This is a genomic window from Holdemania sp., from assembly GCF_986127675.1.
Window position 1 is genome coordinate 17,457 of record NZ_CFQZWI010000013.1, and the last position, 15,793, is coordinate 33,249.

General features: G+C 51.9%; 18 protein-coding genes. All 18 read right to left on the bottom strand.

All coding sequences use genetic code 11. The features are described from left to right. Positions 1–44: 44 nt before the first annotated feature. The 18 genes from AC5OW4_RS03910 to AC5OW4_RS03995 all read right to left on the bottom strand — a co-directional run bounded on the left by AC5OW4_RS03910 (position 45) and on the right by AC5OW4_RS03995 (position 15,563). A complete protein-coding gene (locus AC5OW4_RS03910) occupies positions 45–800 on the bottom strand; it encodes an esterase family protein (RefSeq protein ID WP_308560164.1) in 756 nt (251 codons plus the stop codon). A gap of 5 nt (positions 801–805) precedes the next feature. Then, entirely contained in the window at positions 806–1,996 is a 1,191-nt protein-coding gene (locus AC5OW4_RS03915) for an ATP-grasp domain-containing protein (protein ID WP_195397375.1), read from the bottom strand. Positions 1,997–2,309: 313 nt separating this feature from the next. After that, positions 2,310–3,383 (bottom strand): type IV pilus twitching motility protein PilT, encoded by a 1,074-nt coding sequence (locus tag AC5OW4_RS03920; RefSeq protein ID WP_308560163.1) that lies wholly within the window; start codon positions 3,381–3,383, stop codon positions 2,310–2,312. Next, entirely contained in the window at positions 3,383–3,589 is a 207-nt protein-coding gene (locus AC5OW4_RS03925) for a hypothetical protein (protein ID WP_195397372.1), read from the bottom strand. Before AC5OW4_RS03925 ends, AC5OW4_RS03920 begins: the two co-directional genes overlap by 1 nt. Then, positions 3,586–4,002, bottom strand: a complete 417-nt coding sequence (locus tag AC5OW4_RS03930) for a hypothetical protein (RefSeq protein WP_072684598.1) — start codon at positions 4,000–4,002, stop codon at positions 3,586–3,588. Before AC5OW4_RS03930 ends, AC5OW4_RS03925 begins: the two co-directional genes overlap by 4 nt. After that, entirely contained in the window at positions 3,999–4,463 is a 465-nt protein-coding gene (locus tag AC5OW4_RS03935; RefSeq protein WP_072684597.1) for a DUF4860 domain-containing protein, read from the bottom strand. Before AC5OW4_RS03935 ends, AC5OW4_RS03930 begins: the two co-directional genes overlap by 4 nt. Further along, entirely contained in the window at positions 4,460–4,768 is a 309-nt protein-coding gene (locus AC5OW4_RS03940; protein ID WP_072684596.1) for a hypothetical protein, read from the bottom strand. The genes AC5OW4_RS03935 and AC5OW4_RS03940 overlap by 4 nt, the downstream gene beginning before the upstream one ends. A 4-nt stretch (positions 4,769–4,772) precedes the next feature. Continuing rightward, positions 4,773–5,807: a type II secretion system F family protein gene (locus AC5OW4_RS03945; protein ID WP_493676693.1), complete on the bottom strand. Its 1,035-nt coding sequence runs from the start codon at positions 5,805–5,807 to the stop codon at positions 4,773–4,775. Between the two features lie 13 nt (positions 5,808–5,820). Then, entirely contained in the window at positions 5,821–6,723 is a 903-nt protein-coding gene (locus AC5OW4_RS03950; RefSeq protein ID WP_159432792.1) for a transglutaminase-like domain-containing protein, read from the bottom strand. A gap of 136 nt (positions 6,724–6,859) precedes the next feature. Further along, a complete protein-coding gene (locus AC5OW4_RS03955) occupies positions 6,860–7,264 on the bottom strand; it encodes a hypothetical protein (RefSeq protein ID WP_139248610.1) in 405 nt (134 codons plus the stop codon). Positions 7,265–7,441: 177 nt separating this feature from the next. Then, positions 7,442–8,008 carry a hypothetical protein gene (locus AC5OW4_RS03960; RefSeq protein WP_493676694.1) on the bottom strand — a complete coding sequence of 189 codons (567 nt, stop codon included), beginning with the start codon at positions 8,006–8,008 and terminating at the stop codon, positions 7,442–7,444. Next, entirely contained in the window at positions 8,005–8,586 is a 582-nt protein-coding gene (locus tag AC5OW4_RS03965; protein ID WP_493676695.1) for an AfsR/SARP family transcriptional regulator, read from the bottom strand. The genes AC5OW4_RS03960 and AC5OW4_RS03965 overlap by 4 nt, the downstream gene beginning before the upstream one ends. A gap of 265 nt (positions 8,587–8,851) precedes the next feature. Further along, positions 8,852–9,334: a COG2426 family protein gene (locus tag AC5OW4_RS03970; RefSeq protein WP_493676696.1), complete on the bottom strand. Its 483-nt coding sequence runs from the start codon at positions 9,332–9,334 to the stop codon at positions 8,852–8,854. 803 nt (positions 9,335–10,137) lie between these two features. Further along, a complete protein-coding gene (rlmD, locus tag AC5OW4_RS03975) occupies positions 10,138–11,493 on the bottom strand; it encodes a 23S rRNA (uracil(1939)-C(5))-methyltransferase RlmD (RefSeq protein WP_195548275.1) in 1,356 nt (451 codons plus the stop codon). A gap of 15 nt (positions 11,494–11,508) precedes the next feature. Further along, positions 11,509–12,312 (bottom strand): YihY/virulence factor BrkB family protein, encoded by an 804-nt coding sequence (locus AC5OW4_RS03980; RefSeq protein ID WP_195548274.1) that lies wholly within the window; start codon positions 12,310–12,312, stop codon positions 11,509–11,511. Between the two features lie 150 nt (positions 12,313–12,462). Continuing rightward, positions 12,463–13,602: a DHHW family protein gene (locus AC5OW4_RS03985; protein ID WP_195548273.1), complete on the bottom strand. Its 1,140-nt coding sequence runs from the start codon at positions 13,600–13,602 to the stop codon at positions 12,463–12,465. Between the two features lie 16 nt (positions 13,603–13,618). Beyond that, positions 13,619–15,016 (bottom strand): MBOAT family O-acyltransferase, encoded by a 1,398-nt coding sequence (locus AC5OW4_RS03990; protein WP_493676697.1) that lies wholly within the window; start codon positions 15,014–15,016, stop codon positions 13,619–13,621. Between the two features lies 1 nt (position 15,017). After that, complete coding sequence (locus AC5OW4_RS03995) at positions 15,018–15,563, bottom strand: DUF4358 domain-containing protein (protein ID WP_050767017.1); 546 nt, start codon at positions 15,561–15,563, stop codon at positions 15,018–15,020. Positions 15,564–15,793 lie beyond the last annotated feature (230 nt).

The window sequence follows — 15,793 nt, forward strand, 5'->3', positions numbered from 1 at the left end:
ATCAGAAACCGCCGGAACACAGCCCGGCGGTCAGATTCAGAATATTAACAAAGACGGCTGATGAAATACGGGAATTGTCTGCGCCACCATGGCCAGTCGTGAACCGCGTCGCTGCCCCAGTAATCGATCCAGGCCGGGATATTTTTATAGCCTAACAGTTCCTGCATCCGGCGGGTGTCCTGCTGGGCTTCCTGTTCCCAATCGCCCTGACCGCAGCACAGCACGATGTCGCAATGCCGGTATTTTTCCACATACGGATGATCAGCCGGCATCTGATCGAGATAGTCGATCGTGGAGTTGTTGTAAACCAGATCGTCCATGTAGCCGCCGAAGTACCACTTACTGGAATAAATGCCGCTTAAGCCGATCGTGCCGTTGAACAGATCCGGCCAGCGGAACATGAAATTCACAGCGTGAAGCGCCCCCAGACTGCAGCCGGTCGTCAGAATCCCGCCGGCCCGCCGGCCGTCGTTGGACCACTGATTGATCTCAAGGATCCGCGGCGCCAGCTCTTCCACGATGTAGCGGGCATAAGCCTCGTGGCGCTCGATCCGGCCGCGGCATTCGCGGTCGAAGGCCGCCCAGGTCTCCCAGTCGATGCTGTCGCAGGTAAACAGCTGCAGCCGGCCCTGTTCAAGCAGATCCTGCACAGCCCCGACCATCCCGAAATTTTCAAAATCATAGAACCGGCCGCTCTGCGCCGGAAATACCAGACAGGGCCGCCCGGCATGACCGTAAACCTTGAATTCCATCATCCGGTCAAGATGATAGCTGTATTCGTTATAATACGCTGTATGCATGTTTTCTACTCCTTGGTCATGGTAAAGCTGACGAATTCCATCATGTCGTCAACATCCGCGAAACGGGCGGTGATCATGTCGTTGCCCATCGCCGGGGCTAAGACCTCCGGCATCGTTTCCGCCATCACGATCGCGTCGTGGTAACGTTCATGCACCTCGGCGAGAGTATGCCGGTAAGCCAGACGGTGACGGCGGCCTGTATAAACGCAATAATACGGCCGGTGCGAAGGATCGAAATACCCATGATCATACGCAACCATGTTCGCCCAGATTTTATAGACGTCGATATCGTTGGCATAGTTCATCATGTCCGGGGTATAGCCTCCCGGCGGACGCATGTTGACTTCCAGGCCGATCAGATCGCCCCGCTTGCCCAGTCCTTCCTTATCTTCAGTCAGGCGGAAAAACTCGCAGTGGAAAAAACGGCTCTGGGTCGGGAAGGCGGCGATCACGCGCCGTCCGGCATCCTTGAGATCTTCCGGGATTTGACGCACGGAATAATAATAGATGTCCTCCTCATGATTGACGATTTCCATGATCGGCCGCGGGAACACATGCGACGTCTCAAAGATCGGCTCGCGCTCGCGGTTGGCGATGCCGTCGTAGGATTCAATCGAGCCCGGCACGTATTCTTCCATGATGTACTGCGTTTCCGGCAGATGATCGTAGAATTCATGCAGCTGCGCTTGGTTTTCCAGCTTGTAGGTCGCGTTGGCGCCCACGCCGTTGTCCGGTTTGACGACAACCGGATAGCCCGTCTGCGCGACAAATGCCAGTCCGGCTTCCCGCTCGGACACCAGATGCCAGCGTGCCGTGCGGACTCCGGCTTTTTCATACAGCGCCTTCATCTGGCTCTTGTATTTAATGAAGGAAATCGCCTCGTTGCGCACGCCGCTGGTCACGTTGAAATCCGTGCGCAGCCGGGCGTCCTGCATCAGCCAGTATTCGTTGTTGGATTCGATCCAGTCGATCTTGCCATAGCGGAACGCAAAAAAAGCGCAGGCTTTATACACCTCTTCATAGTTTTCCAGACTTGAAACTTTGTAGTATTCCTGTAAGTTCTGCTTGAGGTTGTCTTCAAGCTGCTCGTATGGAGCATCCCCGATTCCCAGCACACGGACGCCGTTCTGTTTCAGACAACGGCAAAAGTTCCAATACGTCTTGGGAAAGTTCGGCGATATAAAAATAAAATTCATGGATATTCCCCACCTTTGTTCAAGTTTCATTGTAGCAGAATCGAACGTTTTTTTAAATTGATTAAGCGGCAAAAATACCAGAATTCTGAAATAACTTGCTGAAAGAAATGAAAGAAGATGAAATCATCAAGGATACTGAAAACCCATCGTACTGTTCAAAGCGGGAAATGAAGCCATCGTCACAGGATAAAACAAGAAACGATCCGCGTTTTTTTAGCGGATCGCCCGTTCTCCAGGGAATCGTCTGATTCTCATGTCTCTGATTTTTGTTGATTTCAGCAAGTTTCTTCCTTTTATTTTCCCTTCAACCAGCTTACCCCAGATTGGCCGCCGTCAGGCGTTTGCGCATTAAATCCGGATCCGTACAGGCCAATAGCGCGGTCTCCTTTGTGATCCGGCCGGCCTTCAGCAAATTCAACAGACTGGCGTCCATCGTGATCATGCCCTCCCGGGCGTTAGCCTGAATCGTGTTGTCGATCTGATGGATCTTATTCTCGCGAATCTGCGTCTGGACGGCATTGTTGACCTTCATGATCTCAAAGGCCGGTATCAAGCCGCCCCCAACCGCCGGAATCAGCTGCTGGGAGACGATCGCCTGCAGCACCATCGACAGCTGCACGCGGATCTGTTGCTGCTTCTCGGCCGGGAACACGTCAATAATCCGGTTGATCGTATTCGCCGCGCCGGTTGTGTGCAGCGAGGAAAAGACCAGATGCCCTGTTTCCGCCGCTGACAACACTGTCTGCATCGTTTCCAGTTCGCGCATTTCCCCGACCAGAATCACATCCGGCGCTTCCCGCAGCGCCGCGGTCAGAGCGTGGATATAATCGGGCGTATCCTGACCAATTTCACGCTGGCTGACAATGCTTTTCTGATGCCGGTGGAGCACTTCAATCGGATCCTCAATCGTGATGATATGCCCGCTGCGGCTATGGTTGATCGCGTCGATCAGACAGGCCAGCGTCGTGGACTTGCCGCTGCCGGCCGCCCCGGTGATCAGCACCAGCCCCTTTTTCAATTCGGAAAACGCCAGGATTTCCGGTCCGATATGCAGCTCATTCGCATCCGGCAAAACGAACCGCACGACCCGTAGCACCGCCGCTAACGATCCGCGCTGACGATAAACATTGACGCGGAAGCGCCCCATCTGAGAAAGCGAAAAGGAAAAATCATCCTCGCCCGTCTGATGTAGCCGGTCCATCGTCCGATTCTGGCTCAATTTAAAAATTTCCTGAATCAACGCTTCGGTCATCGCCGGCGTCAGCCGCTGATCATCCAGCTGAATCATTTCACCGTTAATTTTTATCGTCAGCGGTGTCCCGGCGACAATAAAAATATCCGAAGCCCGGCGGTCGACCGCCTGCCGCAATATCGTTGGACAGTCCATCAGCGTTCCTCCTTTTCCATTTCCGTTTCACTGTAATGCGCCTGCACCCGGCTGATCGCTTTATCGCTCAGCTGCAGCTGCGCGTTAGCCTGAACATAGGACAATACCGCGAAGGTTGTCATGCACAACAGACAAAATAACATCAATAACGGTGCGATCCCCGTGCCGATATGCACCGCGGTTTGGGTTTCCTGACGATGACTCATGACTTCCCGCCTCCTGTGATCGGACCGATTTCCACCAGAATCCGGCCATCCTTCACCCGCACGACACGCAGGACGGCGGCTTTTTCTTCATTGTGGACCGATCGTTCAATTTCAATCTGATAAACGCCGTTTTCCTGCAGTTTTCCACTCTCGTCACTCTGCCACAGACAGGCCTCGGGTTCACATTGCTGCGGCCACAGCGTGGTCAGCGATACATCGGAATGAGTCCGCAGCTGTTCGGCCAGCGGCTGGGCCAACCGCAGCGCCTGATTCTGATCCAGCGCTAAATGATGCCTGGCGCTGGCCAGCGCGAACAAGCGTACGCACAGCACGGAACCCAGGGCAAAGCAGAGAATCACAAACAACAGCTCGCTGAGGAAATAAAACGAGCTGGAACGCTGCCGTATTTTCATTCCGCATCCTCCTTCAGCTCAAGGCTCAGCGTGGCGATTCCCGATTCGCCCTGCCATTGCACCTGCAGCGACGATCCCTGCAGCTCAAAGCGAATCGGCGCCGAAGCCGCCAATTTCTCCCCGGCGCTCAAATCCAGCGGCCTGTTGGCGCCCATCAGCAGTTCCATCAGCTGACCCTCCTGAACATAGAACACCGTTTCATACGTCCGTCCGTCAATTTCTTCCCGGATCATGAGACACTCCTGATCTCCGATCCGCTGCACGCGCACCTGATCGCCGCGGACGCCCTGCAGCCGATTGAACAACACCAGATAGGGCAGCTGCACCTGGTCATCCTGCCGCTGTTCCCGCAGCATCCGCTGATAAAAGGAAGCGCACCGCTCGATCGTCACAAACGAACAGCCGACAAACAACGTCAATAACAGAAGCATAAAGACCATTTCCGTCACAGACCGCTTCATCGCGCCGCCCCCTTCCGGTAAACCGCGACGTCCGGCTTCATATTGGAGCCGAGCGATTGATAAAACACATTGTATTTCCCATGGTCGATGACGACTCCATAGTTTTGTTCCAGATAACTCACGTCCTCAGGATAACTTCCCTCCAACGCATAGCACAGCACCGCCGCCTGTTCGATCCGCTGCTCGATCAGCTGCGCTTCTTCATTCCGGATCTGTCCCGAGGTCTGGTTCAGAGAACGAACGATCCCCCAGAAAAGCGCCGCGAAGATCAGAATAATGGCTGTGATTTTTCCCAGCTTCTTCATCGGGTTACCCAATGCTGGACATGATGTTCATCAGCGGCAGCATCACGGAAAGCAGAATCGCCCCGACGATCACCGAAAGCAGCACGATCATCAGCGGTTCGATCGTATTTAAGAACTGGTTCACGGCGGTTTCAGTATCGTCGTCATAGCGCTCGGCTACCTGCGCGATCATCTCATCGCCCCGCCCAGCCCGCAGGCCGATGCCGATCATCCGGGCATAAGCTTCTTTAAACAATCCACAATCCAGCAAGGCCCGGTCGAAGTTTTCGCCCTCGTCCATTTTCTGCATGCAGGCGCGAATCTGTTTTTGCACTCCCGGATGCTCGATCAGCGTTTCCAATCCCTGCAGCGCTTCGCTGATCTCTACACCGCTGCGGGTAAACAAGGACAACGCGAACGCCGCCTGCGCCAGCGACAGCTCACGGCACACGCCGCTGATCAGCGGGACACGGGCAAACAGCGCCGTCAACGACAGCTGCGGATTGCGGAAATGGCGTATGGCAATCACCGCCGCACCGATCAAGGCCAGCCCGGAAATCACCGCTGCCGCGATGATTAAGCCTGACCCTGCCCGCATCAGCACCTGTGCCGATACCGGCAGCGAAATACCGAGATTGTGCAGCACTTCATCAAAGACCGGCAGCACCTTAAATAAGATCACGCCGACGACGACCATCACCATGATCAGAAGGATCAGCGGGTAAGTCAGCGCGTTCTTCAAATTAATCCGGATCTTTTCCATGCGCTGATAATACTGCGCCAGCGCTTCCAGCACCTGATCCAGATAGCCGGTCTGTTCCCCGATCCGCACCATCCGGACCATGTAGGAGTCAAACGCTTCCGTCCGTTTTAGACTGTCCGCCAACGTTTCGCCCAGCTCTATTTCATTTTTGATTTTTAACAGCGCGTCATGCAGACCGACGTCTGGCTGATCGTTCGCCACCACACCTAATCCGTCTTCTGCCGATAAGCCCGAGCTGATCATCATCGCCAGTTGCTGGCACAACAGCGCGCATTCATTCCCGGAGATTTTTTTCATGTTTTTTCCCCCTTTAATAGCGATATTTATCCTGATACTGTCCAGTGTATTTCATCTGCGTCGACGCGTAGGTCGGATCCATTCGCGTCCAGGTTTCTTTTTCAAAATAGATTTCCGGATTGATCCAGCCGGCCCCGCGGACATACACCTCGACCCAGGCATGGTAACCCTCGTCGACATAGCCGGTGATCAGGCGGGTCGGAATCTGCTGGACACGCAGCATCGTGCTCATCAGGGCGGCGTAGTCGAAACAGATGCCTTTGCCCTGGGACAGCGTGTCGTCGACAACCGGCAGGACATACTGATCTTTGACTTCCTCGGCCTTGTCCCAATCATAGCTGACATGCTTGACCACAAAGTTGTAAATTGTCAGCACCCGTTCCAGCTCAGTCCGGCAATCCTGCGTCAAATCGAACGATTTCAGAACGCTCGCCGACTGCGGCGAGTAGTTTACAATCTGGTTGGGATAAAGAAACGGCAGGGTCTCCTCACTCAGTCTGACGTCGAACGTCTGCTTGAACAAGACGGCATATCTTGAGCCTTCGATATTCTCATACCCCCGGATTTCGTATTGTCCGCTGCCCAGTGTCAGAGGGTAGGTGATGTAATTTCCGTCCTGATCAATATCATAGGGATATTCCTCGCCGTCTTTGATGATTTTTAACTTTAAGCGGCGATGATCAAAACGCAGGGTTTTCACCATAATGTAGCCCTGATCGGTGTGACTGGCGTCAATCTGGATCAAATCGTCGCCCAAAATCACGTTTCCGGAAGCTTCCGGAAGATGAATTCCCGCGAGGGTGGGAGCGGGGGTTTCCTCGATCGGCGTCGGGTATTCCTGCGTTGAAGAAGGCTTGCCAGAGGAGCTGCAGGCCGACAGCAGTAACGCCAAAACGAGCCATCTGCGTATTTTCAAAATCGGCACTCCTCCTTTTTCCTGTTTCATTATAGCACAATCCAACCCCTTCCCAAACGGCGGAGTTTGCGCGTGGAATGGAAGAAAAACAAAATCCGCATATCGACGGCGTATGCGGTTGAAAAGTTCGGATATTCTAACGATTTGCACGCAATCGGTTCTGACTGACGGTAAGCCGGGCTTCGCCCACTTCGACGGTTAATTCCGCCAGAGGATCCAGGACGATCGTCAGCTGAACATCGTCAAGATCGCTGGTCAGCGACTGCCGGAATATCAAAGCGGAGCCTTTGTGAATACGGACATGGGATAAGTCCAGCGGCAGCGGCTTCTTGTTTTGATAGCCGGTGCAGACAACCGTCATCGTGCCGTCCTGGTTTTCTTCCACGCTTCCCAATTTCAGCACAACCTTATCTTTCTTCACCATCACCCGCAGGACGGCGGCCAGTCCGACCGCTAGAATGCCCCAGCCTAACAGCCATCCCCAGCCGATGTTCCATGTCGGATTGGAATGAGAAACAGACGTAAAAAGGATTCCGCGCATGCCTGAACCGTTTGATGGCAGCACCAGGCAACTGCTTTCGAATCCGGCAAAACTCATCATAGTCAACAATCTGTGCATCATCACGGCAGGCCACCCTTTCTTTTTTCTTTATTATGCGGGAAGTGGGTTAGAAATCCGTTAGATAACGCGGTTTTCAGAGAATTATTTTACTTTGTGTCAATTTGCGGGTGTTTTCTCGTTCAATAGCTCAAAGTCATAATGGAGACGGCAGCGGGAAGACGCGATTTTTTTATAAAACCGCCGGGTCAGCCGATCCATCACCAATGCAATATCGCTCTTTTCTTTTACAGTCATCAGAATTCCGAACTGCGTCTTGCTGAAGCGGGTATAAACGTCGTTAGCCCGCAACCCGGAGCGGATGATGCGGTTGAGCAGATCGCCGCAGTCCTGCGCGGACAACTCAGCGTCCGTGACTTTCAGATGCGTAATTACCAGCACGATCGGCGCCGTGCTGCGCCGGGCTTCCAGACGTTTGTTTTGGACCAGCTTGGCAAAAACCGGCCGCTCGCAATAGAACGCCGCAGGCTCGCTGGTTCCTTCCAGTTCCGACAGATAATCCAGCGGCGTCAGTTCCTTATCCTCGTTATCCGCTTTAATGAAGTAAACCAGCGACTGACTCTTCCCCTGAAACTCCATTCCGAATTCCTTGTAGAAAGAATCGGAAATCTTTTCATAATGTTGAATGGCGCGGGCATATTTCTTTTGATCAAGAAGAATTTTCAATTGAGTTGATCCTGATATAAATCCTGCTGGAGGGCTTTCAGCAGCAGGGTTTCCGCCTGAGCTTCATGGTGAAGGTCGGCCAGCGACTGGGCTGCGGCCTGGACCCGCTGCAGATACAGCTGCCAGTATTGCTCACGATAGGTATAGATCCAGCTCTGGTCCAAGCCGGGCAGAAACTCGCCCGGATATAATTCTGCCAGCGCTTGCGCGTAATCGGAGTCAATCGTCAAAGGATCCAGCGGTTTATTCAGCTCATCAATATCCAGCGTCAGCTCGGAACAGGCAAAGCTGTAACCGCCCCGCTGCGTCACAATCCAATCGGCCGCTCCCGCCACCGGCAGCTCCTCCAGACATTTCCGCAGCCTGTGGACTGTAAATTTCATGGCATTGAGGGGATTTTTGGAGTCTTCCCAAAACAATTCGATCAGTCGTTCTTTGGTTACCAGAGTTCCGTGATTGAGGCAAAGGCAGGCGAGAAACGCCGCTGTCTGCTTGCCCAGCAACGCAACAAGATCGATCGTCTGGTCGTTTGTTTTTAAGATAAAACCGCCAAGCATCTGAATTTTAATTCTATTCATTCGTCTGCCTCCCAGAATTTTTAATCTCTCATTAATTATATTATAATTCCAGGATTTTTACTAATAACATTGTCTTACTTTTATGAAATTTTTCAGGTGTTCTTTGGTCTCAGCGCTTTCTTGATCCGGCGAAAAAAGCAAATAAAAACAGCGGAACTTTGGAATGCGGGCATTATGGTATGAGACCTCACCGGCAGAGTTGGTTATTTGCCTTCTCTACCTGAGAGGGGACATGCCTATCCCGCTCCAAAGCGACGCTGTTTTATTATCCCAGGATAAAGTGGTTCAGTGCCCCAAACAGTCCTGCGCTGGCTAAGCCCATAATGACGCCGGCCAGTAAGACGCCGCCCATCACGGCTAAGACGCTGGACTTAAAATTCATGTCCAGAAAGCTTGCCGCCAACGTTCCCGTCCAGGCGCCGGTGCCCGGCAGCGGGATGCCGACGAACAGCAGCAGTGCAACAAACAGACCGCGACCGGCTTTTTCCTGAAGCTTTTTGCCGCCTTTTTCACCTTTGTCCAGACAATAAGTAAAGAACTTGCCGATAACCGGCTTATCCGCGCCCCAGATCAGAACCTTCCGGGCAAATAGATAGATAAACGGTACAGGAATCATATTGCCGACAATCGCAACAATATAAGAGGACCACAGCGGCATGCCAAACGCCTGAGAATATGGGATGGCGCCGCGCAGCTCAATCAGGGGTACCATGGATATCAGAAAGACAAGAAAATATTTTTTTACCACATTCAGCACTCCAATTCTTTTCGTTATTTACAGCATTGCCATTGTACACGAATTCAAACTAAGTTACAAGGCAAAATGGCTTTTCTTAAGGGATTCTTAGAAATTTCCAGGCTGGTTTCTAACAAAAGGAATGGCATAAAAATAAGAAATAACGATCATCCTGATTAGGGATCGTTATTGTTTCTCACTTCCAAACTTCCGGTATTTGTAAAACATTATAATCCTGATCAATTCCAGTTTGGAGTTTAAATTCACTCTTCATTGATGCAGCCTGCGTTGTTAACACCATCCCAAAACGATTAATCCTGCTTATTTCTCCAATCTTGAATTACTCCGTTAGAATTCGGATTATGCCCATCTTCCCAAGCTTGCAAAAATCTCAATCTTCTGCAATTTTTGTCCGTAAAAATAAATTCGTCTTTAAAATTTATTACGTAAATGTCTATATCCATTCTTTTGCCGTGTCTTGTTTCTTTTATTGGCTTTTTCGATGTGAGTACACGATCCTTCGTTTTATCTTAGAACATCGATTCATCATTGTATGTTTTTAACCGTTGATATGTTTTCTAACAGACTTATACCGCATCTCTTCAGCAAAAAAAAATTCATGCTTCCACTCTTGAAAAGTGCTTATTAAGCCTTTTTCCGTATTTCCACTTCTGTATTTTTAACATAAGACAACGCACATAACGTGGCTTGAGAGTGTGATTGGGATTTCAAAAGGCTTATTTCATTTTAATCTTCGCTATAAATTCTTACTCAATTACTTTCCACTAACCAGTCTTGCCACAGCATCTTATGGCCTAACCTCTCAATTTCTTCTTACTGCCACAATATGTCATCTTAATCACCGTCTCCACATGCGGTGTATTGGGAAACATGTCAAACGGAATCACGGTTTTCACTTCATACAAATCCATCAATTCCTTCAAGTTTTTCCCCAGCGTCGCCGGGTTGCAGGAAATATACACAATCTGCTTCGGCTGACACTGCCGCAAACTTTCGATCATCGCGCCGTCCAGTCCCGTCCGCGGCGGATCGACGACAACTGCGTCAATTTTCGTCCGGCGGATCAGCTTCTTCATTTCCTTCGCCGCATCGCCGCATACAAACCGCACGTTCTCCGCCTGATTCAGCCGGGCGTTTTCCTTCGCGTTTTCCACTGCTTCGGGAACGAACTCGATTCCGATGATCGTTTTCGCCTTCTCTTTCAACATCAGCGAAATGCCGCCGACGCCGCTGTAAGCTTCGACTAACGTATCGCACGGTTCGATCAGCGACGCGGCCATCCGCATCATCTGCAATGCCTGCGGCCGGTTCAGCTGAAAGAAAGAAGCGCAGGAAAGCGACAGCCGCACATCGCCGAACTGCACCGGCAGCCGGTCTTCCCCAGCCAGCAGCGACCACCGATTGGAAAATAACTGGCGTGTCCGTTTATCCGGATTGATATTCTGCATGATGCAGGTCATCCCCGGAATCGCCTTGAGCTTTTCTATGAACTCCTTAGGCAGGGAATCCTCCCCACTCACCAGCACGCACTGGTACTGCCCGTCAAATCCCCGCAATACCAACGTGCGCAATCCTGTTCCCCTTTTTGGATCATAGGCCTTGAGCCGGAACTGATTGGCCAGCGCCAGAACCTGCTTGCGCAACGCTTCCAGATCCGGGTCATGAATGAGACAATGAGCGATCGGCATCACGCGGTTGCTTCCTTCTTCAAACAGACCGTTCACCAGTCTGCCCCGTTCTTCCCGGATCGGCAGCTTGCACTGATTGCGGTAGCCCAATCCTGACGGACTGGCGATGACCGGCTGCACCTTACCGCGGGGAAGGCCCGCATACTTGATCAGCGCTTCCTGCACCAGCTCCCGCTTTACCTGCAGCTGGGCTTCCGGTTTCAGAATCATGAATGGACATCCCGAACAGCGCCCCTGCACCGGACACTGCGGTTTTACCCGCTGCGGACTATCATTCAGTCTTTTGACAACCTGTCCTTTCGCATACCGCGGCTGCGAGTCGAGGAGAACAATCTCGGCCGCCTCCCCCGGCAGCAGCTGATCGACGAACACCGGCTTTCCTTCCAGATAAGCGATTCCCTCGCCGTTGATCCCGATCTTTTTCGCCGTCACCGTCACGGTGCGGTCTCGATGCTTCTCCATAATGATAGCCTCCCTCTATTTTAATAATGAAAACGGAAATATCTTTTCCAGAATTTTAACCGCTGTCACATAATGCTTCAGCGGCTGAACCATATCTTTTTCCACAAACACCTGATTAACGCAGAACCCCAGATAGATGATCGAGGCGATGATATAGACGCTCAGAAACAAAATCACCATCGACGACAACGGGCCGTAAATTGATTCGTAATGGGTGAAATGATTGATGACAAAAAAGAAAAACGTACCGAGCAGCGACATGCAGACCGTCGTAAACAAAGCTCCCGGGGCCACCGCGCGCCATTGGTAATTACGAAACGACAACAGCCGGTAAAAGATACAGAACCCCACGAACAACACGGCAATCTGCGTCAGCAATCCGGTAAATGGAAATTGCTGGAGAACGAAGACCATCAGCCCCAGACTGGCCAGCAGCACGACGAAGTCGATCAGCGATACGCCGCGCATGAACCACTGCGGCAGCGCCACTTCATCCAGATGAGCGGAAATCATCAGGAAGGAATAAATCGCCCGCGACGCCACCCACAAAGAAACGACGATAAAGAAGATCAGCGGAATCAGTTCCACCGGCGAATTGCCTAAGAAAAAATCAATGAACGGACTCAGCAGATCCTGCGGGATATACTGCTCCGCAAAATCAAGAATACTTGCCAGACCCTCGGGCGAACGACGGAAAAACACGACCAGCAGCGCTGTCAGCGGCGCAAGCGCCAATAACAGCGAATACGCCAGCGCGTAAACGAATGTCGTACCGTCATACGAAGTAAACATTTCATAAACCTGCAGGATCTTTTTCATCGCGTTCTCCTTTATCCGATCTTCCCTCTATTTTACCATCGCCGCCGTCAAACGAACAGCCATTTCCCTGAAAAGAAAGCCAGACTCCAAATGGGCCTGACTCCCTTTCGTATGCTTCTTGATTCCCCATGTCTCACAGGGCAAGTTTGCCTATTTCAACAGACTTAAATTGGTATCCGTACAGAAGTTATCCACACTGTAAAGAATCAGGATCCGGTCAGCCCCCATCTGCTGGGCCAGCTGCGACATCGGCATCCGGTAGTAACGCAGATCGGCCATCGTGATCTGACTGAAATGCGGCGCCAGATATGGCGTCAGCACATGCGCGTAGGAATCCTTGATCACGAGCAATTTCTCTGCGGATGCGCTCGAGGTTGTGATTTCAACTAAAGCGTGGTTGCCGTCAAGATAGGTCATGTACTTGTCTTTTTCATCCAACCGTTGATCGCTGAACAGCGAAGTCTGCGCTTCGCCGCTTTGATCATAAACGACCTGCACGTCGAAGGGAAAAGTATAGGTCCACGTCCAGATTGGATCGCCTGGATGCCAGAATGCACCGGAGCGGGAATACTGCGTCCCCTTGAACCCCTCGGCCGCTCGCTGATAGATGAAGTCTTCGCCGGGCTTCAGCGGTTCTTCATTCCAGGCCGTCATCAATGCTTCATAGCCCGCCCAGGCCCCCTGCGCCGTCCAGTGATGGTCGGTTTTAAAATACAAGGTTTCATCCGCATTCAGCTGTGTTTTCCTGGCTTGCAGCGCGGCGCGGACGTCGACAATTTGAACGCCCGTCAGCTGACTTTCCAGAACGTCGATCAACACGTCCTGATCGGTATTGTACGCTCCCGGCGGCAGATTCTCCTTTTCCATCAGGGCCGCGGTCGGCACCAGCATGACGCTGATTGGAATCTCCGACTGCGCGGCAAAGGCGTTGATCTTGGCGATGTTCTTCGCACTTTGCGTCCTGTCCACAACATCCACCTGACCGATCAGCCAGTCCTCGCGTCCGAAATAAACATTCTGATTTTCAATTTTGCCCAGTGCGCGCTCCCCTGCCGCTTTCACGCCGATCCACAGATCCCGGGCGATAAACTGATCTGTAAACCACTCCTCCAGATCCGTCGTGTAATCATCAAAGAAAAACCGTTTCCAGCTGAACTCGGGAAACTGCGCCAGCACCCGGTTTTCCGCGTCCGAGAAGGTCCGCTGGGGAGAAAACAGATTTAAAATTGTGAAACAGCCCAGAAAACCGCAGAAAATAACGATCATCGCTGTCCGTGTTCCTTTTTTCATTACTGCTTTCTCCTTTCTAAAACCGGAAATATAAGAACGGATTGTACGAAGCGTCGACCAGATACGCCGTGCAGAGAATTAATCCCGCCCCGATCAATAACGGCATCACGCCTTCCCAGCAACGCCCGCGGATCTTCGTTTCGTAAAGCTGATGACCCAGCGGCGTGCTGGCCAGAATCATGATGACCAAAAGCAAGCCGTAGTCCCGCAGATAGAACAACGTCCGGGCGTTGATCAGACTCACCGCCCCCCAGCCGAACATCATCTTCAGATAGGCTAACCCGGCATCCAGATCGGTAAAGGCAAACAGCACCCAGCCAAGCAGAATCAGCACCAGCGCGTAGCCATGCTGAAGCACTCCCGGCAGCCGTTCCAGAACCGGCTTGAGAAGAAATTTCTCCAGAATCAGGATCACGCCGAAGTAGATTCCCCAAAGCATGAAATTCCAGCTTGCGCCATGCCAGAAACCCGTCAGCAGCCAGACGATCATCAGGTTGCGGATCTGCTTTCCCAGGCCGTGCCGGCTGCCGCCTAAAGGGATATAAACATAATCGCGGAACCACGTGCTTAACGATATATGCCAGCGCCGCCAGAATTCTGTGATCGAACGGGAGATATATGGATAGTTGAAGTTTTCCAGAAATTCAAAGCCCAGCATTTTGCCCAGGCCGATCGCCATGTCGCTGTAACCGCTGAAATCAAAATAGATTTGAAAGGCGAACGCGATGATGCCCAACCAGGCCCCGGCCACACTCATCTCACTGGCCGGCAGTGCGGAGATCGTATCCCACAGCGCGCCGATGGAATTGGCGAGCAGCACTTTTTTGGCCAGACCAGCGACAAACCGCTGTACGCCCAAAGCAAATTGATCCGCCGTTTCCTGACGGTGATCCAGCTGTTCAGCGATATCCTTGTAGCGCACGATCGGCCCGGCGATTAACTGCGGAAACAGCGTCACGTAAGCGCCGAAGGAAACGACGCTCTTTTGGACCGGCGCCTGCCTGCGGTACACGTCGATCGGATAGGACATCGTCTGGAAGGTATAGAAGGAAATGCCCACCGGCAGGGATAAGTGCAGCGGACTGAGCGGCAAGCCCAACGCCTGCAGATTGAGAATGAAAAAATCAGCATATTTGAAAAAGCCTAACAGACTTAAATTAAAGATGACCGAGAACCAGACAAACCGCTTCGCTTTTTTCCGGTCGTCACGATACTTATCCACCATCCGGCCGTTGTAATAGTCGACAAAGGTGGAGATCAGCATGATCACGATATAGACCGGTTCCGACCAACCGTAAAAAATCAATGAAACGAGAAAAAGACAAAAATTCCTGGCATGCAGCGGCGCCAATTTAAGCACCGCCAGCACGACAGGAAGATAACCAAATAGAAATGGCAGACTGCTGAAAACCATGTTACTGCGCGGCCGCGTTCAGGCTGTCGGAAATCTCCTGCAGAATCGCGTCGGCCTGATCGGCGATGACGATCGCGATCACGTTGCCTTCCTCCAGCGTCTTGCGGTTTTTAACCAGCTCATACTGTTCCGGAAGATAGGTCGACCAGGTTTGTTCCACAGTTTCCATCCGTTTGTCCAGCGCTTTCTTGACTTCATCCAGCTTACCGTCCTGGGCTTCGACCAGAATGATTTCCGTCGCGTGGACGTTCATCGCCGGCATGAAGATCGCGTAATCCTTGACCAGATCGCTCGACAAGCCATACATATCCACTAAGACCGTATCGTCGACATCCATCGACATCGGCAGCTGATATTCGTCGTTGCGGCGAATCGCTTCCAAAATTCCTTTTAAGCCTTCCGCAGTTTCCGGCGAAGCACTTGGCGTCATCGTCGGTTCAGCCGACGGCGTCGCGCTCGGCGTTGGCGATGGCTGCGGATTCTTTTTCGAACATCCCGTCAGCATCAAACAGCCGACGGCTACACAAGCTATGATTAATTTTTTCATTTTCAAATCCCTCCGTGGCATTAGCATGCCCCTTGTTGATCGCAGGTATACCCCGGATCGTATGAGAATTATATCAAAAGCCCGTTTAAAAAACTATCCCCTGTTTCTTTCGATTTCTTGACTTTTTCCTTACCCCTTTCGTTTCATTGCTTTTTCATTTCTTCCCCTTCCCTTTTTTCACCAGCCCTCTTGCGATCAGACCAAAAAGCATCCCCATCCTGGCCTTCCCT